The organism is Streptomyces sp. NPDC020845 (genome assembly GCF_044334165.1).
Lineage (GTDB): Bacteria > Actinomycetota > Actinomycetes > Streptomycetales > Streptomycetaceae > Streptomyces.
This window is the reverse complement of record NZ_JBIRSJ010000012.1, coordinates 26,774-49,748: the sequence shown is the minus strand read 5'-3', so window position 1 is coordinate 49,748 and position 22,975 is coordinate 26,774. Positions and strand designations below refer to the sequence as shown.

At 72.2% G+C, this 22,975-nt stretch carries 20 protein-coding genes; 17 read left to right on the top strand and 3 right to left on the bottom strand.

The features are described from left to right. Positions 1-78: 78 nt before the first annotated feature. Positions 79-1,497, top strand: coding sequence for a sugar porter family MFS transporter (locus tag ACH4U7_RS30785; protein WP_398531060.1), 1,419 nt, complete (start codon positions 79-81; stop codon positions 1,495-1,497). A 47-nt stretch (positions 1,498-1,544) separates the two neighbouring features. On the opposite strand, the gene ACH4U7_RS30780 is transcribed toward ACH4U7_RS30785, so the two are convergent. Further along, the gene (locus tag ACH4U7_RS30780; RefSeq protein WP_398531059.1) at positions 1,545-2,534 is read right to left on the bottom strand and encodes an LLM class flavin-dependent oxidoreductase; all 990 of its coding nucleotides are present in this window, start codon (positions 2,532-2,534) and stop codon (positions 1,545-1,547) included. 315 nt (positions 2,535-2,849) lie between these two features. On the opposite strand from ACH4U7_RS30780, the gene ACH4U7_RS30775 reads away from it, so the two are divergent. From ACH4U7_RS30775 to ftsY, 5 genes are all read left to right on the top strand, one after another. Further along, a complete protein-coding gene (locus tag ACH4U7_RS30775; RefSeq protein WP_089510909.1) occupies positions 2,850-3,248 on the top strand; it encodes a hypothetical protein in 399 nt (132 codons plus the stop codon). Between the two features lie 263 nt (positions 3,249-3,511). Next, positions 3,512-3,862: a hypothetical protein gene (locus tag ACH4U7_RS30770; RefSeq protein ID WP_398531058.1), complete on the top strand. Its 351-nt coding sequence runs from the start codon at positions 3,512-3,514 to the stop codon at positions 3,860-3,862. Further along, positions 3,859-6,033, top strand: a complete 2,175-nt coding sequence (locus ACH4U7_RS30765; RefSeq protein ID WP_398531057.1) for a histidine kinase — start codon at positions 3,859-3,861, stop codon at positions 6,031-6,033. Before ACH4U7_RS30770 ends, ACH4U7_RS30765 begins: the two co-directional genes overlap by 4 nt. Continuing rightward, the gene (locus tag ACH4U7_RS30760; protein ID WP_398531056.1) at positions 6,030-6,698 is read left to right on the top strand and encodes a response regulator; all 669 of its coding nucleotides are present in this window, start codon (positions 6,030-6,032) and stop codon (positions 6,696-6,698) included. The genes ACH4U7_RS30765 and ACH4U7_RS30760 overlap by 4 nt, the downstream gene beginning before the upstream one ends. Positions 6,699-6,733: 35 nt before the next feature. Beyond that, on the top strand, positions 6,734-7,951 hold the full coding sequence (ftsY, locus tag ACH4U7_RS30755; protein ID WP_398531055.1) for a signal recognition particle-docking protein FtsY: 1,218 nt from the start codon (positions 6,734-6,736) through the stop codon (positions 7,949-7,951). A 114-nt stretch (positions 7,952-8,065) separates the two neighbouring features. On the opposite strand, the gene ACH4U7_RS30750 is transcribed toward ftsY, so the two are convergent. After that, the gene (locus ACH4U7_RS30750) at positions 8,066-8,737 is read right to left on the bottom strand and encodes a bifunctional DNA primase/polymerase (RefSeq protein WP_398531054.1); all 672 of its coding nucleotides are present in this window, start codon (positions 8,735-8,737) and stop codon (positions 8,066-8,068) included. Between the two features lie 430 nt (positions 8,738-9,167). Between ACH4U7_RS30750 and ACH4U7_RS30745 the strand changes: the two genes are divergently transcribed. From ACH4U7_RS30745 to ffh, 5 genes are all read left to right on the top strand, one after another. Further along, positions 9,168-10,667 carry a hypothetical protein gene (locus tag ACH4U7_RS30745; protein WP_398531334.1) on the top strand — a complete coding sequence of 500 codons (1,500 nt, stop codon included), beginning with the start codon at positions 9,168-9,170 and terminating at the stop codon, positions 10,665-10,667. Positions 10,668-10,873: 206 nt separating this feature from the next. Then, on the top strand, positions 10,874-12,166 hold the full coding sequence (locus ACH4U7_RS30740) for an ammonium transporter (RefSeq protein WP_398531053.1): 1,293 nt from the start codon (positions 10,874-10,876) through the stop codon (positions 12,164-12,166). Next, complete coding sequence (locus ACH4U7_RS30735; RefSeq protein WP_089510916.1) at positions 12,163-12,501, top strand: P-II family nitrogen regulator; 339 nt, start codon at positions 12,163-12,165, stop codon at positions 12,499-12,501. The genes ACH4U7_RS30740 and ACH4U7_RS30735 overlap by 4 nt, the downstream gene beginning before the upstream one ends. A 98-nt stretch (positions 12,502-12,599) precedes the next feature. Continuing rightward, positions 12,600-15,245, top strand: a complete 2,646-nt coding sequence (locus ACH4U7_RS30730) for a [protein-PII] uridylyltransferase (protein WP_398531333.1) — start codon at positions 12,600-12,602, stop codon at positions 15,243-15,245. A gap of 122 nt (positions 15,246-15,367) precedes the next feature. After that, a complete protein-coding gene (ffh, locus tag ACH4U7_RS30725; protein WP_398531052.1) occupies positions 15,368-16,918 on the top strand; it encodes a signal recognition particle protein in 1,551 nt (516 codons plus the stop codon). 110 nt (positions 16,919-17,028) lie between these two features. On the opposite strand, the gene ACH4U7_RS30720 is transcribed toward ffh, so the two are convergent. Then, entirely contained in the window at positions 17,029-17,973 is a 945-nt protein-coding gene (locus ACH4U7_RS30720) for an SAM-dependent methyltransferase (RefSeq protein ID WP_398531051.1), read from the bottom strand. A gap of 271 nt (positions 17,974-18,244) precedes the next feature. On the opposite strand from ACH4U7_RS30720, the gene proS reads away from it, so the two are divergent. The 6 genes from proS (at position 18,245) to trmD (ending at position 22,875) form a co-directional block, all read left to right on the top strand. Beyond that, a complete protein-coding gene (gene proS, locus ACH4U7_RS30715) occupies positions 18,245-19,660 on the top strand; it encodes a proline--tRNA ligase (RefSeq protein WP_398531050.1) in 1,416 nt (471 codons plus the stop codon). Positions 19,661-19,921: 261 nt separating this feature from the next. Beyond that, positions 19,922-20,515, top strand: coding sequence for a hypothetical protein (locus ACH4U7_RS30710; RefSeq protein ID WP_014176065.1), 594 nt, complete (start codon positions 19,922-19,924; stop codon positions 20,513-20,515). Positions 20,516-20,670: 155 nt separating this feature from the next. Beyond that, a complete protein-coding gene (rpsP, locus tag ACH4U7_RS30705) occupies positions 20,671-21,111 on the top strand; it encodes a 30S ribosomal protein S16 (RefSeq protein WP_385624337.1) in 441 nt (146 codons plus the stop codon). Between the two features lie 2 nt (positions 21,112-21,113). After that, complete coding sequence (locus ACH4U7_RS30700) at positions 21,114-21,353, top strand: RNA-binding protein (RefSeq protein WP_014176063.1); 240 nt, start codon at positions 21,114-21,116, stop codon at positions 21,351-21,353. A gap of 83 nt (positions 21,354-21,436) precedes the next feature. Then, the gene (gene rimM / locus ACH4U7_RS30695) at positions 21,437-21,997 is read left to right on the top strand and encodes a ribosome maturation factor RimM (protein ID WP_398531049.1); all 561 of its coding nucleotides are present in this window, start codon (positions 21,437-21,439) and stop codon (positions 21,995-21,997) included. Further along, positions 21,997-22,875 carry a tRNA (guanosine(37)-N1)-methyltransferase TrmD gene (gene trmD / locus ACH4U7_RS30690; protein WP_398531332.1) on the top strand — a complete coding sequence of 293 codons (879 nt, stop codon included), beginning with the start codon at positions 21,997-21,999 and terminating at the stop codon, positions 22,873-22,875. Before rimM ends, trmD begins: the two co-directional genes overlap by 1 nt. The last annotated feature ends 100 nt before the right edge of the window (positions 22,876-22,975 follow it).

Below are 22,975 nucleotides of genomic sequence, written 5' to 3'. Positions count from 1 at the left end.
GGCCGACCGGTCGGCCGAGCCCCCTCTGGAAGGCCCCCCACGTCCGGCAGCGCTGCCGGACGGCCACAGGAGTTCACGTTGACCACCACCGTGCAGGCACCGGGGTCCGCGGGCCGCCAGGCCCGGCCGGCCCCCCTTGGCCGTGTCATCTTCATCACCGCCGCCGCCGCGATGGGCGGCTTTCTCTTCGGCTACGACAGCTCGGTGATCAACGGAGCGGTCGAGGCCATCCGTGGCCGCTACGACATCGGCTCCGCCGCGCTCGCCCAGGTCGTGGCCATCGCCCTGATCGGCTCGGCCATCGGCGCCGCCATCGCCGGCCGGGTCGCCGACCGCATCGGCCGGATCCGCGTCATGCAGATCGCCGCCGTGCTCTTCACCGTCAGCGCCGTCGGCTCGGCCCTGCCCTTCGACCTGTGGGACCTGGCCGTATGGCGGGTGCTCGGCGGTATCGGCATCGGCATGGCCTCCGTGATCGGCCCGGCCTACATAGCCGAGGTCGCCCCGCCCGCGTACCGGGGCCGTCTGGCCTCCTTCCAGCAGGCCGCGATCGTCGTCGGCATCGCCCTGTCCCAGCTCGTCAACTGGGGCATCCTCCACCTCGCCGACGGCGACCAGCGCGGCAAGATCGGCGGCATCGAGGCCTGGCAGTGGATGCTCGGCGTGATGGTCGTCCCGGCCGTGGTGTACGGACTGCTGTCCTTCGCCATCCCCGAGTCGCCCCGCTTCCTGATCTCCGTCGGCAAGGCCGACCGCGCCAAGGAGGTCCTGGCCCAGGTCGAGGGTGACGGCAGCCACCTCGACGCGCGCGTCGCCGAGATCGAGCAGGCCATGCGCAGTGAGCACAAGTCCACCTTCAAGGACCTGCTCGGCGGCCGGTTCGGGCTGCTGCCGGTGGTCTGGATCGGTATCGGTCTCTCGGTCTTCCAGCAGCTCGTCGGCATCAACGTGGCGTTCTACTACTCCTCGACGCTGTGGCAGTCCGTCGGCGTCGACCCGAGCGGTTCGTTCTTCTACTCGTTCACCACGTCGATCATCAACATCATCGGCACCGTCATCGCGATGGTCTTCGTCGACAAGATCGGCCGTAAGCCGCTCGCGCTGATCGGCTCGGCCGGTATGGCGGTCTCGCTCGGCCTGGTGGCCTGGGCCTTCTCGGCACACCTGGTCGACGGCAAGCTTCCGCACGCCCAGGGCGTCCTGGCCCTGATCGCGGCCCACGCCTTCGTCCTCTTCTTCGCCCTCTCCTGGGGCGTGGTGGTCTGGGTGCTGCTCGGCGAGATGTTCCCGAACAAGATCCGCGCCGCCGCGCTGGGCGTCGCCGCCTCCGCGCAGTGGATCGCCAACTGGGCCATCACCGCCAGCTTCCCGAGCCTGTCCGACTGGAACCTGTCGGCGACGTACATCATGTACACCGTCTTCGCCGCGCTCTCGATCCCCTTCATCCTCAAGTGGGTGCCGGAGACCAAGGGCAAGGCGTTGGAGGAGATGGGCTAACCCCCCCCGCCAGCCCCCTCCTCACCTTTCAAGGGTTCTGCCCCGCCTCACTCCTTGAGGCGGGGCAGAACGCGTTCCGCGAACAGCCGCAGCGAGCGCCAGCCCTCCTCCACGGGCATCCCGCCGCACAGCGGATGCAGCACCAGACTCGCCGTCTCCCCGCCCTCCTTGGCCAGCGCCACGCACTCCTCGGGCGTGACGATGCGGTACACGCCCTCGCCGCGCAGCGCCGCCACGTCCTCGGCGTGGGAGCGGACGGCCGAGTGCACAGCCCCGCCCGACTGCCAGGAGCCGTACATCCGCGCCTCGTGCAGCAGATGCGGGCCGAACTCCGCCCAGGCCCGCTCCGGGTCCTCGGCCACATGCAGCAGGGATGTCCGCGCGGTGGGCATCACGCACCAGCCCGGCGTCCCGTACTCCGCCCGGCGGGCGTGGTAGTACGCCTCCAGCTCCGGCAGATGGGCGCTGGGGAAGAACGGCAGCCCCAGCCGCGCGGCCCGGCGCGCGGCGGCCTTGGAGCTGCCGCCGACCAGCAGCGTCGGATGCGGCCGGGTGTACGGGCGCGGGGTGACCCGCACCGTACGGCCCCGGTACTCGAAGGGCTCGCCGGTCCAGGCCGCGAGCAGGGTCTCCAGCGCCTCGTCCTGGAGCGCGCCGCGCCGCTTCCACTCTCTGCCGAGCCCCGCGTACTCCTCGGGCCGGTAGCCGATGCCCGCCACCGCGACCAGGCGCCCGCCGCTCACCAGGTCGAGTACGGCGATGTCCTCGGCCAGCCGCAGCGGGTCGTAGAGCGGGACGATCAGCGCGGAGACGGTGACCGCGATCCGCCGGGTGGCGCCCAGTACGGCGCCCGCGAAGGTCAGCGGGGAGGGAAGCCAGCCGTTCGCGGCGCCGTGGTGCTCCTCGGTCTGAACGGTGTCGATGCCCTGCTCATCGGCGAAGGCGGCCATCTCGACGGCCGTCCGGTAGCGCCGGGACAGGGATTCGGGTGTGGCGTCGGGATCGACCAGGTTGAGCCGTACGACCGTGACGGGCATGGCGGAGGTCCCCCTTCTGTCCTCTTCTGTCCCGCAGGGGTAGCGGTTCCGGCCCCCTGAGCGGTGGGCGGGTGAGAGGGGCACGTTATCTGACGGTCCGTCAAATAAACAGAGAGTGGAGGCCCGGAGGTCTGCGGCGGGCGCCCCCGCGCGGCGGAGCCGCGTAGCGACGCTCCGGGCAGGGGCGGGGCGGATGACTCATGCGCCTGGGACACAGGGCGGCTGACGGTAGGGGCAGGCCCGGTGCCCCGGGCCTCGACTTCCCGCCGCCGTGCCGACATATAGCCGCCGTGCGGACATAAAAAGGAGGGGCGCGTGACGATCACGACGGGGGAACCGGCCATCACCGGACCCGACATCGACGACCTGGTCATCCGGGTGCGGCACGCCGCCGGCGACACCACGGAGCTCGAAGCGGCCAAGACGGCGCTCTTCGGCACGGCAGGCGCCGCCCCGGCCGACGCGCAGCTCATCCGGCAGCGGCTGCTGACCGTCGCCCTGCACCACGGCGGCGACCTGCTGGCCAAACTGCTCATCCGGCTCGGGCCGCGCGAGACCGCCATGGTCCGCCGCTACGCCCACCGGCTCGGCTACTTCCTGGAAACCCTCGAGATCTGGTCGGCCAAGCCGATCATGCTCACCCTGATGCGCTTCGGCGTCCCCTATATCGAGGCCGAGGCCATCGCCGTCGCCATCCTGCTGCTGGTGTGGTGACGAGTGAGCCCAACGGAACAGGTGAGCCCAACGGAACAGGTGGGCCCAACGGAACAGGTGAGCCCAACGGAACAGGTGGGCTCAACGGAACAGGTGAGCCCAACGGAACAGGTGAGCCCAACGGAACAGGTGAGCCCGGCTGACACAGCGGGCCGGAACGCGGGTGCGGGTCCGTCACCGGTTCGGGTGGGCCCGGGCCCGCACACACTTCACCCGCCCCACCGCGGGTAGTGCTCGGACCGGAGAACCAAGGAGGTTGCCAGATGACCCCATCCCGGACCCGCCGGACCCGCGTCCTGACCGCGCTCGCCCTGCTCACCGGCGCCGTCGTGGGGGCCGCCCCGGCGGCGTCCGCCGCCGCGGCCCCGGCAGCGGCATGGCGGCAGGCCGGGCACTTCGACACCACCAGCGCCTGCCGCAAGGCGGGCCGGAACGGGGTGGACGCCCACAAGTGGAGCGAGTACAAATGCCGGCCGGGCCACAGCGACAACTACATCACGCTGTGGGTCAAGGGCACGGGCAGGAGCCATACCGCCGACCTGGCCTCGGCCCCGGCTCCGGCCGCGAGCCCGGCCTCGGCCCCTGCCCCGACCCAGGGCTCTGGAATGGGATGAGGCGCGCGGTCCAGCCCAAGGACCGCGCCGTGCAGGCCGCCGGCGGAGTCTCCGCCCTGTTCGTGGTGGTCTTCGCCGGCTGGCTGGCCGGACTGCTGCGGGTGAACGACCAATGGCTGGCCCTGTCCTATCCGCAGCCGCGCGGCACCGCCGTGCTCACCCGCGTAGCCGTGGGCATCCCGGTCCTCGGCGTCGGGGTGCTCCTGCTGGCCGAGCGCTCCGCCCGCCGCTACGGCAGCGTCCTGCTGGTCGCCGGGGCGCTGTGGCTGCTGCCCTCGGCAGCCGCCGACCTGCTGGGACTGGCCGATCTGGGCTCGGCGGGCGCCGTGGTCCAGCTGCTGATCTCGGCCGCCGGGATCGCCTGCCGCCCGCTGACCGTCCTGCTGCTGCCGCTGTGGCTGTTCCCGCGCGGCTCGCAGCGGCGGTGGCAGTGGTGGGCGATGAGCGTCGGCGCCTCCGCGTACTGGCTGGGCTACGCCGCCCTCTGGCTGGTGAGCGAGCCGATGGTCGGCTCGGCGACCAACCCCTTCTTCACCACCGACTTCGGCCAGTGGGCCTTCGGCCACCTCGAGCACTACGCGAAGGCGGAGGAGTGGGTGCTGCGCGCCGTGGCCGCCGTGGTGACGGGCTCGCTGTGCTGCCGCGCCGCCGTCGCCCGCAGCGCCGAGCGGCGCAACTGGGCCCTGCTTGCGGCCGCCTACCCAGCCTGCGTTTTCCTGCTGCTGTCCGAATGGGCCGAGGGCATGCCCACCATCGTGGCGCGCACCGTCGGCAGCGCCGTATGGGCGGCCGCGATCTGCCTGGGCGTCGCCCGCACCGGCATATGGCGCCTGGACCGCGTGACCAGCCACCGCCTCGCCCGCGCCTTCGTCCTCACCTCCCTCGCCGCCGTCGTGGTCTGCGCGGTCGTTGCCGTCCAGGCCGGACTGCCCTCCCTGCGCGGCGGGGCGATCAGCACCGCCGTCGGCTGCTCCCTGCTGCTCGGCTGGGCGCTGCGGCCGACCGCCCGCTGGCTGACCCTGCGCGTCGAGCGCGCCTTCTACGGGCCGCGCGCCCGCCCCCACGAGGCCGCCAGCGCCCTGGCCGTACGCCTCCAGCAGGCGCCCCACCCAGGCGAGGTGCCCCAGCAGATCTGCCGCAGCGCCGTCGAGGACCTCGGCGTCTCGGGCGCCGCCGTGAGCGTCGACACCCGGTCCGGACCCCGGCGGCTGGCCGCGGCCGGGGCGCCGCTCACCGGGCCGGTCCAGGCGTTCGTGCTGCGCCATCACGGCCGTACGGTCGGCCGCCTCGAAGTCGCCCGGGACGGCTTCGGCACCCCCGCCGAACGGGACAGCGGACTGCTCTCCCTGCTCGCCGACCAGGCGGCCCCGGCGCTCGCCGCCCTGCGCCTGGCCGAGGAGGCCCAGGCCGCCCGGGAGCGGCTGGTGCTCGCCCGCGAGCAGGAGCGCCGCCGGCTGCGGCGCGAGATCCACGACGGCCTCGGCCCGCAGCTCGCCGCCGTACGGCTGCGCCTGGACATCGCGCAGACCACCTGCCCGCCCGGGCATCCGGCCCGCCACCAGCTGCGCGAGGCCGCCGAAACCCTCGCCGAGGCCCTGGTCGAGGTGCGGCGGATCACCTCGGGGCTTGCCCCCGCCGCCCTGGCCGAGCGAGGCCTGGCCAAGGCGGTACGGGACCTGGGGCGGCGGCTGGGCGGCGCCGGGCCCCGGGTGACCGTGGCCACCCACCCCACCGCGTTGCCCCCGCTGTCGCCCGGTGTGGAGACGGCCGCGTACCGGATCTCCGCCGAGTCGCTGACCAACGCGGTGCGGCACGCACGGGCCCGGCAGGTCCGGATCGAGCTCACCGCGGGCCCGGACACGCTCGAGGTCAAGGTCATTGACGACGGGAGCGGGCTGCGGCGGGGCGCCGTGCCCGGCGTCGGGCTGGCTTCCGTGGCGGAGCGCGCCGAGGAGATCGGCGGCTCCTGCTCGGTGACGGGATCCGCGACGGGCACGGTGGTGCACGCGATCCTGCCGCTCGCAGGGCCGGGGGAGGCCGAGCCGTCCGAGGAGAACGCCGTGCACGAGGCGGCGGTCTCCCTCACACCGGAAGAGCAGCGCCGCGAAGGAGGCCGGGAACACGGTCGGCAGCACGGCGGAGAGCGTGGAGAAGAGGGGCCGGGCCGGTGACAGCGGCGGCGGGAGCACCGCAGTGGCGCGTACTGCTCGTGGACGACCATCCGCTCTTCCGTGAGGGACTGGCGGCCGCGGTCAACCTGGACGACGCGTTCACCGTGGTCGGGCAGGCAGCGTCCGCTGAGGAAGCGGTCACCGAGGCCGACCGCACCGAGCCCGATCTGGTGGTCATGGACCTCGGGCTGCCCGGCAGATCCGGTACGGAGGCCATCCGGCGGATCCTGTGCGCCCGCCCCGAGGCCCGAGTGGTCGTCATGACCATGTCCGAGGACGACGACAGCCTGCTGGCGGCCATGCGCGCCGGCGCCCGCGGCTACCTGCTCAAGGGCGCGGGCCGGGACGAGATCCTGCGCGCCCTGCACACCGTGGCGCGCGGCGGCGCGGTCTTCAGCCCGCGCATGGCCGAGCGTCTCGGCACCCTGCTCGGCTCCTTCGGCACCGCCTCGGCCAAGGAGGCGTTCCCCACCCTCACCGCCCGTGAGCGCGAGGTCCTGGAACTGCTCGCCGGCGGGCTCGGCTATCGCCAGATCGCCCAGCGGCTGGTGGTCACGGACAAGACCGTGCGTAACCACGTGGGGTCCATTTTCGCCAAGCTGCAGGTCCGCGATCGCGCCCAGGCGATCGTCCGGGCCCGTGAGGCCGGGCTGGGAGGTGAATGACTCCCCGCAGCCCGTTGGCTGATACTGGGTGCGTTATGGAACAAGTCATCCTTGCTGTAGTCATCGCTCTGATCGCGCTCGCCGCGGTCAGCGGGCTCGTGATCGGCAGCCGCAAGAAGAAGCGGCTGCCCCCGGCCCCGCCGAGCAGTCCGTCCGTCACCGCGCCGCCCGCCGAGCCGCAGGTCGGCGAGGAGGCGGAAACCACGCTCGAGGAACCGCGCAGAACCATCGAAGAGGTGGACCTGTCGGTCACCGAGGCGCCCCCCGCGCCCGCCGTGCCCGCGCAGCCGGAGGCGCCCGCGATCGAGGTGCCCGAGCCGGCCGCCGGCCGGCTGGTGCGGCTGCGGGCCCGGCTCTCCCGCTCCCAGACCACACTGGGCAAGGGGCTGCTCACCCTGCTGTCGCGGGAACACCTCGACGACGAGACCTGGGAGGAGATCGAGGACACCCTGCTGACCGCCGACGTCGGCGTCGCGCCGACGCAGGAGCTGGTGGAGCGGCTGCGCGAGCGGGTCAGAGTGCTGGGCACCCGTACCCCCGAGGAGCTGCGCGGCCTGCTGCGCGCGGAACTGCTCCAGCTGATCGGCACCGAGGCCGACCGCGCCGTGCACACCGAGAGCGGCGTGGGCACGAACGGCGAGGAGAAGCCGGGCGTCGTCATGGTCGTCGGGGTCAACGGCACCGGTAAGACCACCACCACCGGCAAGCTCGCGCGGGTGCTGGTCGCCGACGGCAAGTCGGTGGTCCTCGGCGCTGCCGACACCTTCCGCGCGGCGGCCGCCGAGCAGCTGCAGACCTGGGGCGAGCGGGTCGGCGCCCGCACCGTCCGGGGCCCCGAGGGCGGCGACCCGGCGTCGGTCGCCTTCGACGCGGTCAAGGAGGGCATCACCGAGGGCGCGGACGTCGTACTCGTCGACACCGCGGGACGGCTGCACACCAAGACCGGCCTGATGGACGAGCTGGGCAAGGTCAAGCGGGTCGTCGAGAAGCACGGCGCGGTGGACGAGGTGCTGCTGGTGCTCGACGCCACCACCGGACAGAACGGCCTGGTGCAGGCGCGGGTCTTCGCCGAGGTCGTGGACATCACCGGCATCGTGCTCACCAAGCTGGACGGCACCGCCAAGGGCGGCATCGTGATCGCGGTCCAGCGCGAGCTGGGCGTACCGGTCAAGCTGGTGGGCCTGGGCGAGGGCGCGGACGATCTCGCGCCGTTCGAGCCGGAGGCCTTCGTCGACGCGCTGATCGGCGACTGACTGGCCGATTCCCTTGATCCACTCCGCCCTCTCCCCTCCGGGCGCCCGGGACCTCTCGGGCGCCCGAAGCGTTTCTCCGGGGCGCGTATCCGGGGCGCGTATCCGGTATCCGGTTCAGCCGACCGCGCGGTGGGCCGCGTACGCCAGCGTGCCCAGCAGCAGCCGCGCATGGGGCGGGTTGCCCGCGGTGTCGAGCGCGGGCGGGCGCAGCCAGCGGACCGGGCCGAGCCCGCCGAGGTCGCTGGGCGGGGCGGTGATGTGGTCGCCGGGCCCCAGACAGCGCAGGTCCAGGTCGGCGTCGTCCCAGCCCATGCGGTAGAGCAGCTGCGGCAGCTGCTCGGCGGCGCCCGGGGCGACGAAGAACTGGGCGCGCCCGTGCGGTGTGGCGGTCGCCGGGCCGAGCGGCAGCCCCATGCGCTCCAGCCGGACCAGGGCGAGCCGGCCCGCCTGTTCGGCGACCTCCAGGACGTCGAACGACTTGCCCACGGGCAGCAGCACCGCGGCCCCCGGGACCTGCTCCCAGGCCGCCGCCGCATCGTCGAGGGTGGCGCCCGCGGGGACGGCGGAGGCGAAGGCGAGGGGGTGGGCGCCGGGGGCGGCGCAGTCGGCCTCGCCACATGAACATTCGTTTCTGCTGCCGCCCGCGCCACGGGTGGCCCGGGCGCCCGGCACCACATCCCACCCCCACAGGCCGGTGTACTCCGCCACCGTCGTGCACTCGGATGTACGGTCGCGCCGCCGCGAGCCTGGCCGCATGTCCCGGATGCCGCCGATCGTGAAGCCCATGCCCCCTCCAACGGGTCGCCCTGCCGATGGTTACGAGCCGAATGACGCAGTGATGCCGCCCGCTCGCGCTCCGTAGCCGGAAGTGGTGCGGCGGCTGTCGGTGCGGTGATGCCGAGTGGTGCAGCGTGGTGCAGCGTGGTGAAAGGGGTGGTGAGACACTGGGCGCGCGCCCTCGTGCGCACCCCTCCACCTGTTTTCCGGTCGCCCGGTGTCAAGTGAATCGTGTGAATCGCCAGTGGCGTTCATTCGAAGGGGTGGCGAATGGTGGCGTTTTAGCGAACTTCCTCGCCGGAGGCGTGATCGTAAGATTACTTTCAGTGCATGACCCCCCTCCTCCCGCGGTTGATGCGGCGGATCGCGGGGACAACTGACCGTGACAGACGGCATTCTGGTCGCGGTGCGAGCGGAATCGTGGGATGGGGGCGTTCCAGTGGGCGACAACGGCGGCAGTGCTGACAAGCGTCCCAACGCGCAGTTGGGTTCGTGGTTTGTGCGCAGCGGCTGGTCCAAGGGCGAGCTCGCGCGTCAAGTCAACCGCAGAGCACGCCAGTTGGGCGCCCACCACATCAGCACCGACACCTCGCGGGTGCGCCGCTGGCTCGACGGCGAGCAGCCGCGCGAGCCGATTCCGCAGATTCTCTCCGAGCTGTTCTCCGAGCGCTTCGGCTGTGTGGTCGGCATCGAGGATCTGGGGCTGCGCACCGCCCATCGGTCACCGTCCGTATCCGGAGTGGACCTGCCCTGGGCCGGTCCTGAGACGGTCGCGCTGATCGGCGAATTCTCCCGCAGCGACCTGATGCTCGCCCGCCGGGGCTTCCTCGGCACCTCGCTCGCCCTGTCGGCGGGCCCGGCCCTCATCGAGCCGATGCAGCGCTGGCTGGTCCCCTCGCCCTCGGCCCGGTCCGACGGCCGGACCCAGCCGGACGCGGGCCGCTCCCGGCGGATCTCCCGGCTCTCCGAGCCCGAGCTCGAACTGCTCGAGTCGACCATCGTGATGTTCCGGAAGTGGGACGCCCAGTGCGGCGGCGGGCTGCGTCGCAAGGCGGTGGTCGGCCAGCTCCACGAGGTGACGGACCTGCTGCAGGAGTCGCACCCCGAGTCCGTCTCCAAGCGGCTGTTCAAGGTCGCGGGTGAGCTGGCCGAGCTCGCCGGGTGGATGAGCTACGACATCGGGCTCCAGCCGACCGCGCAGAAGTACTTCGTCCTCGCCCTGCACGCGGCCAAGGAGTCCGGGGACCGGCCGCTGGGCTCGTACATCCTCTCCAGCATGAGCCGCCAGATGATCCATGTGGGGCGGCCCGAGGACGCGCTGGAGCTGATCCATCTGGCCCAGTACGGCAGCCGGGAGAGCGCGACGCCGCGGACCCAGGCCATGCTGTATGCGATGGAGGCCCGGGCGTACGCCAATATGGGCCAGCCCAGCAAATGCCACCGCGCCGTGAAGATGGCCGAGGACAGCTTCGCCGAATCCGCCGGGGGCGACGGGGACCCGGACTGGATCGGCTTCTTCTCCGAGGCCGAGCTCAACGCGGAGAACGCGCACTCGTACCGCGACCTTGCCTATGTCGCGGGCCGCAGCCCCACCTACGCCAAGCTGGCCGACCCCGTGATGCGCCGCGCCGTCGCCCTCTTCGGCCAGGAGACGGCCGAGGAGGGCGGGCACCAGCGTTCGTATGCGCTCAACCTGATCGGGCTGGCCACCGTCCACCTCCTCCAGAAGGAGCCCGAGCAGTGCGCGGCGGTCGCCGAGAAGGCCCTGCCGCTCGCCCGGCGGGTGCGCTCCGAGCGGGTCAGCAACCGGCTGCGCAAGACCGTGGACACCGCGATCCGCGACTTCGGGAGCGTCCCGGAGGTGGTCCAGCTCGGCGAGCGGCTCGCCGACCATCTGCCCGACTCCTCGGACACGGCGGAGTCCGTCCGGGCTGTCTGAGCCCCCCGTCCATGGTTGCGAGACGATAACAAGGCCTTCCGGCCGTCCAGCACCAGTTCATCAGCGCGTAACACGCCCGCGCTCTTCGTCACTGCCGCGAAACATCGAGCGGCATCGACTGAAACGGCGCTGCGCCAACCTCGTGGCGAAAACCGGCCCACCTGAGTTCTGCCCGCACGGGCCGTCATTTCGAGGAGACGTCCACATTGAATGGCGCAAATACCGCATTCGTATTGATCAGCGCCGCGCTCGTGATGCTGATGACCCCCGGCCTGGCCTTCTTCTACGGCGGCATGGTCCGGGTGAAGAGCGCCCTGAACATGCTGATGATGTCCTTCATCGCGCTCGGCATCGTCAGCCTCCTGTGGGTGCTGTTCGGCTACTCCCTCACCTTCGGTGACGACGTCGGCGGCGGGCTGCTGGGCAACCTGGACCACATCGGCTTCAAGGGCATCGACCCCGACTCGCTGTGGGGCACCAAGCCCGACGGGATCCCGGTTTTGGCCTTCGCCTTCTTCCAGCTGATGTTCGCGGTCATCACCCCCGCGCTGATCAGCGGTGCGGTCGCCGACCGGGTCAAGTTCGCCGGCTGGATGGTGTTCATCACCCTGTGGGTCACCGTCGTCTACTTCCCGGTCGCGCACTGGGTCTGGCAGGCCGACGGCTGGCTGTTCAAGAAGGAAGTCATCGACTTCGCGGGCGGCACGGCGGTCCACATCAACGCGGGCGCGGCCGGTCTCGCCTGTGCCCTCGTCCTCGGCAAGCGCATCGGCTTCAAGAAGGACCCGATGCGGCCGCACAACCTGCCCCTGGTGATGCTGGGCTCCGGTCTGCTGTGGTTCGGCTGGTTCGGCTTCAACGCCGGTTCCGCGCTCGCCGCCAACGGCACCGCCGCCAACATGGCGTTCAACACCCAGATCGCCACCGGCGTCGCGATGCTCGGCTGGCTCGCCTACGAGCGCATCCGGCACGGCGCCTTCACCACGCTGGGCGCGGCCTCCGGCGCCGTCGCGGGCCTCGTCGCCATCACCCCCTCCGGCGCGGCCGTCAACGCCTGGGGCGCGATCATCATCGGCCTCGTCGCCGGCGTCGTCTGCTCCTGGGCGGTCAGCCTGAAGTACAAGCTGGGCTACGACGACTCGCTCGACGTGGTCGGCGTGCACCTGGTCGGCGGCATCCTGGGCACCCTCCTGGTCGGCCTGCTCGCCACCGACGGCGTCGGCGGCCTGGACCAGCTGGGCAAGCAGGCGCTCGGCGCCTTCACCGTCCTGATCTATTCGTTCGTCGTCTCCTGGATCCTCGCCAAGGCGATCGACGTCACCATCGGCTTCCGGGCCACCGAGGACGAAGAGGTCGGCGGCCTCGACCAGGCCTACCACGCCGAGACGGCCTACGACTTCAGTGCCGTCGGAGGCGCGCACGTGGGGCGTTCTACGGTGTCCTCCATCCAGGACGAGACCGGCGCGGGCGCGCCGCAGAACAAGAAGGTGGACGCGTGAAGCTCATCACCGCGGTCGTCAAGCCGCACCGGCTGGACGAGATCAAGGAAGCCCTGCAGGCCTTCGGAGTGCACGGCCTGACCGTCACCGAGGCCAGCGGCTACGGCCGCCAGCGCGGCCACACCGAGGTCTACCGGGGCGCCGAGTACACCGTCGACCTGGTGCCCAAGGTCCGCATCGAGGTGCTGGTCGAGGACGACGACGCCGACGACCTCATCGAGGTCGTGGTCAAGTCGGCCCGCACCGGCAAGATCGGGGACGGCAAGGTGTGGAGCGTCCCCGTCGACACCGCGGTGCGGGTACGGACCGGCGAGCGCGGCCCGGACGCGCTCTGACGTTCTTCCGACGTGTCGTGGAACCCCACCGCCCGGACGTCCTTCCCTGTGATCAAGGAGCCGAGTTGACGGACAGCGTCGAGGCGAAGACAGAGAAGATGGCCGACTCGGCGCCCGGTGGCTACGCGGCGGCCCGGCTGCGACTCCTGCAAGAGGAGTCGCGGTCCGGGCCGCCGCGCCGTACCGCCCTCGCCGAGCTCACCGACCAATGGCTGGCCGCGCTGCTTACCGGCGGGGCGGAGAAGGCCGGTATCACCCAGGGCGTCGCCCTCGTGGCGGTCGGCGGATACGGACGCGGCGAACTGTCCCCGCGCAGCGACCTGGACGTGCTGCTGCTCCACGACGGCTCGGCGGACGCCTCCGCCATCGCCACCCTCGCCGACCACGTCTGGTACCCGGTGTGGGACATGGGGCTGGCCCTTGACCACTCCGTACGCACCCCCGACCAGGCCCGTAAGACCGCGGGCGAGGACCTGAAGGCCCACCTCGGCCTGCTGGACGCGCGCCATATCGCGGGCGACGCCGCGCTCAGCGCGGGGCTGCGCACGGCGGTGCTCGCCGACTGGCGGGCCCGGGCCCCCAAGCGCCTGCCCGAGCTGCGCGAACTGGGCCAGGAGCGCGCCGGGCGCCACGGCGAGCTGCAGTTCCTGCTGGAACCGGACCTCAAGGAGGCGCGCGGCGGGCTGCGCGACGCGACGGCGCTGCGGGCCATCGCCGCCTCCTGGCTCGCCGACGCGCCGCGCGAGGGCCTTGCCGAGGCGCGCCGGCTGCTGCTGGACGTACGGGACGCGCTGCACCTGACCACCGGCCGGGCCACCGACCGGCTCGCCCTCCAGGAGCAGGACCAGGTCGCGGCCGAGCTCGGCCTGCTGGACGCCGACACCCTGCTGCGCCAGGTGTACGAGTCGGCCCGGACCATTTCGTACGCGAGCGATGTGACCTGGCGCGAGGTCGAGCGGGTGCTGCGCGCCCGGTCGACCCGGCCGCGGCTGCGCGGCCTCCTCGGCGGCCGCGGACGCGGCTCCGGGGGCGGCGGCGCTGACGCGATGGGGGAGCGCAGCCCGCTCGCCGAGGGCGTCGTCGAGCAGGACGGCGAGGCGGTGCTGGCACGCACCGCGCGCCCCGAGCGCGACCCGGTCCTGCCGCTGCGGGCCGCGGCGGCCGCCGCCCAGGCCGGTCTGCCGCTGTCGCTGCACGCCGTACGGCGCCTGGCCGCCGCCGCACAGCCCCTGCCCGTACCGTGGCCGCCCGAGGCCAGGGAGCAGCTGGTCACGCTGCTCGGCGCGGGCGAGTCCACCGTCGCGGTCTGGGAGGCCCTGGAGGCCGAGGGGCTGATCACCCGGCTGCTGCCCGACTGGGAGCGGGTGCGCTGCCGCCCCCAGCGGAACGCCGTGCACCGCTGGACCGTCGATCGCCACCTCGTCGAGACCGCCGTGCGGGCCAGCGCGCTCAGCCGCCGCGTCGGCCGCCCCGACCTGCTGCTGGTCGCCGCGCTGCTGCACGACATCGGCAAGGGCTGGCCCGGCGACCACTCGGTGGCGGGCGAGACCATCGCCCGGGACGTGGCGTCCCGGATCGGCTTCGACCGCGCCGACGTCGCCGTCCTCGCCACGCTCGTCCGCCACCACCTGCTGCTCGTCGAGACCGCCACCCGCCGCGACCTGGACGACCCCGCCACCGTGCGCTCGGTCGCCGAGGCCGTCGGCTCCACGGCCACCCTGGAGCTGCTGCACGCCCTCACCGAGGCCGACGCCCTCGCCACCGGCCCCGCCGCCTGGAGCGCCTGGCGCGGCTCGCTCGTGGCCGACCTGGTCAAGCGGGTCTCGGCGGTCCTGGCCGGCGAGCCGGCGGCGGACTCCTCCGCGCCACAAAAGACCACCGCCGAACAGGAGAGGCTCGCCATCGAGGCCTGGCGCACCGGCGGCCCCGTGCTCGCCCTGCGCGCGCGCTCGGAGGCGCTGCCGCCGGGCGAGGCGGCGGGGATCCGAGCGGGCGGCGCGGCCGCCGGCGCTCCGGACGGCGCGGCGGGCGCGGGGCCGGGCGCCGAGTCCGGTACGGAGCCCATCGGCGTGGAGCTGCTGATCGCCGTCCCCGAGCAGCCCGGCGTGCTGCCGGCGGCGGCCGGCGTGCTGGCGCTGCACCGGCTTACCGTACGGGCGGCGGACCTGCGCGCCGTCGAGCTGCCCGGAGAACTGACCGGGGAGCTGACTGGAGAACTGACCGGGGAGCTGTCCGGCGAACGGGACGGTGTGCTGCTGGCGGCGGGTACGCCGGACTCCCGCCGGCCGGCCTCCGAGCCGGGGCCCGGCGTACTGCTGCTGAGCTGGCGGGTGGCCGCCGAGTACGGCTCGCTGCCGCAGGCCGCGCGGCTGCGCAAGGATCTGCTGCGGGCCCTGGACGGGTCGCTCGACATAGTGGCCAGGCTCACGGAGCGTGAGGCCGCGTACCGCAAATACCCCCGCCGCCGCGGTGTGCACGCCCCGCCTCCGCGGGTCACCGTCGCGCCCGGAAGCTCCCAGCTCGCCACGGTGATCGAGGTGCGCGCCCAGGACGCCCCCGGGCTGCTGCACCGCATCGGCCGCGCGCTGGAGGACGCGGGGGTCACGGTGCGCAGCGCCCACGTCAGCACGCTCGGCGCCAACGCGGTGGACGCCTTCTACGTCACGGACGCCTCAGGCGCCCCGCTGCAGCCCATGCGCGCGGCGGAGGTGGCCAAGGAGGTCGAGCGGACGCTGAGCGCGTAGCGCCCCGGCGGGTGCGGCTCCACCGGGGCGCGGCACCAGGGGGCAGACCGTTCGGGCGGCGGGCGGATACCCTTGGAGGCCGACCGCCGACCCGACATCCGACCGAAGGATTCGCGACCACCGTGTTCGATACCCTCTCCGACCGCCTCGCAGCGACTTTCAAGAACCTCCGGGGCAAGGGCCGCCTCTCTGAGGCGGACATCGACGCCACGGCGCGTGAAATCCGTATCGCCCTGCTCGAAGCGGACGTCGCGCTTCCCGTCGTCCGGGCCTTCATCAAGCAGATCAAGGAGCGGGCGACGGGGGCCGAGGTCTCCCAGGCGCTGAACCCCGCCCAGCAGGTCATCAAGATCGTCAACGAGGAGCTGATCGGCATCCTCGGCGGCGAGACCCGCCGCCTCCGCTTCGCCAAGCAGCCGCCGACCGTGATCATGCTCGCGGGTCTGCAGGGTGCCGGTAAGACGACGCTCGCCGGAAAGCTCGGCCGCTGGCTGAAGGGGCAGGGCCACGCGCCGCTGCTGGTCGCGTGTGACCTGCAGCGTCCCAACGCCGTCAACCAGCTCTCGGTGGTCGCCGAGCGGGCCGGTGTCGCGGTCTTCGCCCCGGAGCCGGGCAACGGCGTGGGCGACCCGGTGAAGGTGGCCCAGGACTCGATCGAGTTCGCCAAGACCAAGCAGCACGACGTGGTGATCGTCGACACCGCCGGCCGCCTTGGCATCGATCAGGAGCTGATGCAGCAGGCCGCGGACATCCGCGACGCGGTCCGCCCGGACGAGGTCCTTTTCGTCGTCGACTCGATGATCGGCCAGGACGCGGTGAACACCGCCGAGGCGTTCCGCGACGGCGTCGGCTTCGACGGCGTGGTGCTCTCCAAGCTCGACGGCGACGCGCGCGGCGGTGCCGCGCTGTCCATCGCGCATGTCACCGGCCGCCAGATCATGTTCGCCTCCAACGGCGAGAAGCTGGACGACTTCGACGCGTTCCACCCGGACCGCATGGCGTCCCGCATCCTGGGCATGGGCGACATGCTCAGCCTGATCGAGAAGGCCGAGCAGACCTTCAGCCAGCAAGAGGCCGAGAAGATGGCGGCCAAGCTGGCGAAGGGCCCCAAGGAGTTCACGCTCGACGACTTCCTGGCGCAGATGGAGCAGGTCCGCAAGATGGGCTCCATCTCCAAGCTGCTCGGCATGCTGCCGGGCATGGGCCAGATCAAGGACCAGATCAACAACCTCGACGAGCGGGACGTGGACCGCACCGCCGCGATCATCAAGTCGATGACGCCCGGCGAGCGCCAGGACCCGACCATCATCAACGGCTCGCGCCGCGCCCGTATCGCGCGCGGCTCGGGTGTCGAGGTCAGCGCGGTCAAGAACCTGGTGGAGCGGTTCTTCGAGGCGCGCAAGATGATGTCGAAGATGGCGCAGGGCGGGATGCCCGGTATGCCGGGCATCCCGGGCATGGGCGGCGGCGCCGCCAAGCGCAAGGGCAAGCCGCAGAAGAAGGCCAAGGGGAAGCAGCGCAGCGGCAACCCGATGAAGCGCAAGGCCGAGGAGCAGGCCGCCGCGGCCCGTCGTGAGCAGGCGGGGCAGCCGGGCGGTGCGTTCGGTCTGCCCGCCGGCCAGGGCGGGCAGGACTTCGAACTGCCCGACGAGTTCAAGAAGTTCATGGGCTGAGCGGGCGAGGCGCGAGGGCCGGGCGGGCCGAGCCGCCCGCGGGCCCTCACCCCTGCGCGCCTTTACACCGCGGTGCCTTTACGCCTGGGCGCCTTTACGCCTGGGTGCCTTTACGTCCGCGCGATCAGATAGCGCATCACGTTCTCCATCCACACCGTGCCGTCCTGGCGCCGGTACGGATGGAGGGCTTCGGTGATCTCCTTGCGCACCTGTGTGGCGTCGGTGGTGCGTTCCGCCGCGTCGAACAGCCCGGTCGACAGCAGCCCGCGCACCGCGCTGTCCATGTCCGCGTACCCGAAGGGGCAGGCCACCCGGCCCGAGCCGTCGAGCCGCAGCCCGGCCCGCTGGGCCAGGTCCTCCAGGTCGTCCCTGCCGCACGGCTGCCAGCGCGGGGAGGGGGCACCTCCCAGCGGTAGCTGGGGGAACGTCGGGTCGGCTGTCGGGTCGGCCACGCGCAGCACCGTGGAGGTGGCGCACCGCTCGGGCGGGCCCCATCCGGCCAGGACGACCGGGCTGCCGGGCTCGGCGAGGGCGGCGGCCGAGGCAATCCGCTCCGGCAGAGCGCTTCCGGACCCGGGCGCCGACAGTGGATCGAAGGCCGTGACCACGGTGAATCCGGATCCGGCCCGCGCCGCTGTCCCCACCCCGGCCCCCGTCGCCGTCAGGGCGCTCCCCAGGCCGCCGTCCGCCAGGCGGGCGAGGCGCGCGACGCCCCCCGGTACGCCAGGGCGCGCGCCGCCCGGCCGCGCTCCGGGGCCCGCGAGCAGCCGCTCGCAGGCGAGCCCCAGGCGCTCCTCGTCCGGGTCCACCCCGCACACGGTGGCGCCGCGCGCCACCGCCATGAGAAGGGCCAGGCCCGAGCCGCAGCCCAGGCCCAGCAGCCGAGTCCCGGCGCCGACCTCCAGGCGCTCGTACACGGCCTCGTACAGCGGCACCATCATCCGTTCCTGGATCTCCGCCCAGTCGCGGGCACGGGCGCGGGATATCGCGGCGCCCGGTGCGGAGGGGGAGGAGGGGTACGGGGAAAGGTGCCGCCGTATGAGCGTAGATGTCATGGAATGCGCCCCAATCCGACGAGAGCAGTGCCGTGAGCCGAAGAGCCTGTTGCCACCGTTGTGCGCCGCGCGTTCCACCCCCGTAGGCCAGGGAACTGCGCATCCGTCCGCGCGTCCAGAGCTTTCGCGGCCATGCTTGTATGCCCCCGTTGTGCGCCCCCTGTTCCCGACTGTGTCCGGGGGCTCGGTCCGGCTGCCGCCCCGTTGCCCTCTTGTTGCCCTGGCCAAATGAATTCACGGTTCGGCGGACCGTCGCCGTACGATCGGCGCCATGGCGAAGGCTCCCGTTCTCACCCCCCAGGCGGAGGATTTTCCGCGCTGGTACCAGGATCTGATCAACAAGGCCGAACTGGCCGACAACGGTCCGGTGCGCGGCACCATGGTCATCCGACCGTACGGCTACGGGCTCTGGGAGCGGATGCAGCAGGACATGGACGCCCGCATCAAGGCCGAGGGCGTCCAGAACGCGTACTTCCCGCTGTTCATCCCGCAGTCGTATCTGACGAAGGAGGCGGAGCACGTCGAGGGGTTCGCCCCCGAGCTCGCCATCGTCACGCACGGCGGCGGCAAGAAGCTCGAGGAGCCCGTGGTCGTCCGGCCCACATCCGAGACGATCATCAACGAGTACTTCGCGAAGTGGGTGCAGAGCTACCGCGATCTGCCGCTGCTGATCAACCAGTGGGCCAATGTGGTGCGTTGGGAGCTGCGGCCGCGGCTGTTCCTGCGTACGTCCGAGTTCCTGTGGCAGGAGGGCCACACCGCCCACGCCACGTACGAGGAGGCCCGCGACTTCGCCTCCCGTATCCACCGGCACGTCTACGCCGACTTCATGGAGAACGTGCTGGCCATGGACGTCGTGCTGGGCCGCAAGACCGCCAAGGAGCGGTTCGCGGGCGCCATCAACACCCTCACGCTGGAGGGGATGATGGGCGACGGCAAGGCGCTGCAGCTGGGCACCAGCCATGAGCTGGGCCAGAACTTCGCCCGCGCGTTCAACACCCAGTTCCTGTCCAAGGAGGGCAAGCAGGAGCTGGTCTGGCAGACCTCCTGGGGCAGCACCACCCGCATGGTGGGCGCGCTCGTGATGATGCACGGCGACGACAGCGGGCTGCGGATTCCGCCGCGGCTGGCTCCCGTGCAGGCCGTTGTGCTGGCCATCAAGGGCGATGAGGCGGTGCTGGCCAAGGTCCGCGAGATCGGCGACCGGCTGGCGGCGGCCGGGGTGCGGGTCCAGGTCGACGACCGGACCGACACCCCCTTCGGCCGCCGCGCGGTGGACTGGGAGCTCAAGGGCGTTCCGGTGCGGATCGAGGTCGGCCCGCGCGACTTGGAGGGCGGCACCGCGATGGTGGCGCGGCGGATCCCGGGCGGCAAGGAGCCGGTGCGGCTGGACGCGCTTCCCGATCTGCTGCCGAAGGTCCTGGAGGAGGACCAGGCGCTGCTGCTGCGCCAGGCGCGGGAGCGGCGCGAGGCCCGTACCACGGATGTGCGGACCGTGGAGGAGGCCGCCGAGGCCGCGGCGGCCGGCGGCTGGGCGCGGATCCCCTGGGCGGACCTCGGCCCGGAGGGCGAGGCGGCGCTCGCCGAGCAGGCCGTGTCCGTGCGCTGTCTGGTGGCCGAGGACGGGTCGGTGCCGGACGCCGATGACGCGCCCGGTAACGTCGCCTTTGTCGCGCGCGCTTACTGAGGCAGAGGCTGAAGCGCGCCCCCGCTGAGCGGGGAAGCGCGCTTCCGCTGAGCGGAAAACCGAGCGGAAGGCTGAGCGGAAATCCGGGGGCGGTGCGGGGCGGGCGTTACGTACCGCCTTGGTGCGCGGTGGGTGGCTCATCCACACATTGGCGCACCCGCCCTCCTCGGGGCGCATCAGCGCTGAACTGACTGGTACGTGCAAATTATTTGTGATGCCCCGGAATCGGAACACCGGGCACTCCCCGCTCGTTATCACGACGTGAGCACGACACCACCTGTACTCGCCGCAGAGCTGGCGCAGGCGTGGGCCGATATTCAACGGCACCACCCCGAGCTGCCGGATCTCGCCGCGCCCGAATCGCTGATCGGAGAGTCGTCGTCCGCATGTGGCGCCGAGCTCTCCTTCGAACGGCTGCTGCACGAGGCAGTCCACGGCATCGCCGCGGCGCGCGGTGTCCGTGACACCTCGCGCGCCGGCCGTTACCACAACCGCCGCTTCCTGGCCATCGCCGAGGAGTTGGGCCTGGACCACCCCGATGAGCCGCACCCCAGCAGCGGCTTCTCGCTGGTCACGCTCAGCCCCGAGGCGAGAAGGCGCTATCGGACCACCATCGACCGACTCCAGCGCGCCCTCAAGGCGCACACCGTCGCGACCGCCGCCGACACCGCCCGCACCTTCCGCGGACCGGCCGCCCGGCATGGTTCGTCGGGTGGCGGGGTCCGGGTGAAGGCGGTGTGCGACTGCGGGCGCAATGTCCGCGTCGTCCCGTCGGTGCTGGCGCAGGCGCCGATCATGTGCGGGGGATGCGGGAAGCCGTTCCGTATCCCGGAGCCGGTGGCCGCGGTCGGCTGACCTGTCACGGTGTGGCACAATGGTCAGCTGTACTCGACAGCCGACCGGGACCCCTCTCTCCTCCGGCTGACGCGTCCATCGGGCACTCGGGTACCGCAACCCCACGCGGCACTTCGCAGTGCTCAATCACGTCAAGACCAGGAGACACCACTCCCGTGGCAGTCAAGATCAAGCTGAAGCGTCTGGGCAAGATCCGTTCGCCTCACTACCGCATCGTCGTCGCCGACTCCCGTACCCGCCGTGACGGCCGGGCCATCGAGGAGATCGGTCTGTACCACCCGGTGCAGAACCCCTCGCGCATTGAGGTGGACTCGGAGCGTGCGCAGTACTGGCTGGGTGTCGGCGCGCAGCCGACCGAGCCGGTGCTCGCCATCCTGAAGGTCACCGGCGACTGGCAGAAGTTCAAGGGCCTGCCCGCCCCGGCCCCGATGCTCGTCGCCGAGCCGAAGGCCGACAAGCGCGCCCTGTTCGAGGCCGCCGCCAAGGACACCGGTGGCGAGGCGAAGGGTGAGGCCATCACCCCGAAGGCGAAGAAGTCCGAGAAGAAGTCGGACGAGGCGGCCGCTGACGCGGCGGCCGAGTCGACCGAGGCCTGAGGATGCTCGAGGAGGCCCTCGAGCACCTGGTGAAGGGCATCGTCGACAACCCCGACGACGTGCAGGTCGCCTCGCGCAACCTGCGGCGCGGGCGCGTGCTCGAGGTGCGGGTGCACCCCGACGACCTCGGCAAGGTGATCGGTCGTAACGGCCGCACCGCCCGCGCCCTGCGCACCGTCGTGGGCGCCATCGGCGGCCGTGGCGTCCGCGTCGACCTCGTCGACGTGGACCAGGTTCGCTGAGCAGCGTCAAGAAGAGCACCGGCACGGGCCGGGGAGGGCTTTGGGCCGTCCCCGGCCCGTGTGCGTGAAGGGAACAGGGAACAGTGCAGTTGGTTGTGGCGCGGATCGGCCGCGCCCACGGCATCAAGGGCGAAGTCACCGTCGAGGTGCGCACCGACGAGCCGGAGCTGCGGCTCGCCCCGGGTGCCGTCCTGGCCACCGAGCCCGCCTCGGCCGGGCCGCTGACCATCGAGACCGGCCGGGTGCACAGCGGCCGGCTGCTGCTGCGCTTCGCGGGGTTCGCGGACCGTACGGCCGCCGAGGCGCTGCGCGGCACCCTGCTCATCGCGGAGGTCGACCCCGAGGACACGCCCGAGGACCCCGATGAGTACTACGACCATCAGCTGATCGACCTGGACGTGGTCACCGTCGACGGCACCGAGGTCGGCCGGATCTCGGAGATCTCCCATCTGCCGTACCAGGACCTGCTGATCGTCCGGCGGTCCGACGGCAGCGAGGTGATGGTCCCCTTCGTCTCCGAGGTGGTGCCGGAGATCGACCTCGAGGCGCAGCGCGCCGTCATCGACCCGCCGCCCGGTCTGCTCGACGAGACCCAGGCCGAGGTCGCTCGCGGCGAGGGCGGCGCCGAGCGCGGGGGCGCATGATGCGGCTCGACGTCGTCACGATCTTTCCGGAGTATCTGGAGCCGCTGAACGTCTCGCTGGTCGGCAAGGCGCGCGCCCGCGGACAGCTGGACGTACGCGTCCACGATCTGCGGACCTGGACGCACGACCGGCACAACACCGTCGACGACACCCCGTACGGCGGCGGGCCCGGCATGGTCATGAAGCCCGAGCCGTGGGGCGAGGCGCTGGACGAGATCATCGCGTCGGGGACCGGTGGTACGGAGCCCGGTGTGCCGGGGGCCGGCGGGGACGGGACGCCGCCGCTGCCCGCGCTGGTCGTGCCCACCCCGAGCGGCCGCCCGTTCACCCAGGCCCTCGCCGTCGAACTGGCCGAGCGCCCCTGGCTGGTCTTCGCCCCCGCCCGCTACGAGGGCATCGACCGCCGGGTGATCGACGAGTACGCCGAGCGCCTGGATGTGTACGAGATCTCCATCGGCGACTATGTGCTGGCCGGCGGGGAGGCCGCGGTCCTGGTGATCACGGAGGCCGTGGCCCGGCTGCTGCCCGGCGTGCTGGGCAACGCGGAGTCGCACCGCGACGACTCCTTCGCCCCCGGCGCGATGGCCGATCTGCTGGAGGGGCCCGTCTACACCAAGCCGCCGAAGTGGCGCGACCGGGGCATCCCGGAGGTGCTGCTCAGCGGCCACCACGGCAAGATCGCGCGCTGGCGCAGGGACGAGGCGTTCCGCCGTACCAGCCGCAACCGGCCGGACCTCATAGAGCGCTGCGACCCGGCGGCGCTGGACAAGTACGACCGGAAGCTCCTGGCGGAACTGGGCTGGGAGGAGCTTCCGGAGGCGAGCGAACACGATCAAGGGCCCCGATTTGGGCGGTCCGGTCCGGTCGTGGAAGAATAGGCCGCTGCTGTACGTCCGGTGTGCGCCCCTGCCACAGGGGGATCGACGCCCGCCCGACCAGACGGCACTCCCCATCATCACCGATATGCCGCTGATGACC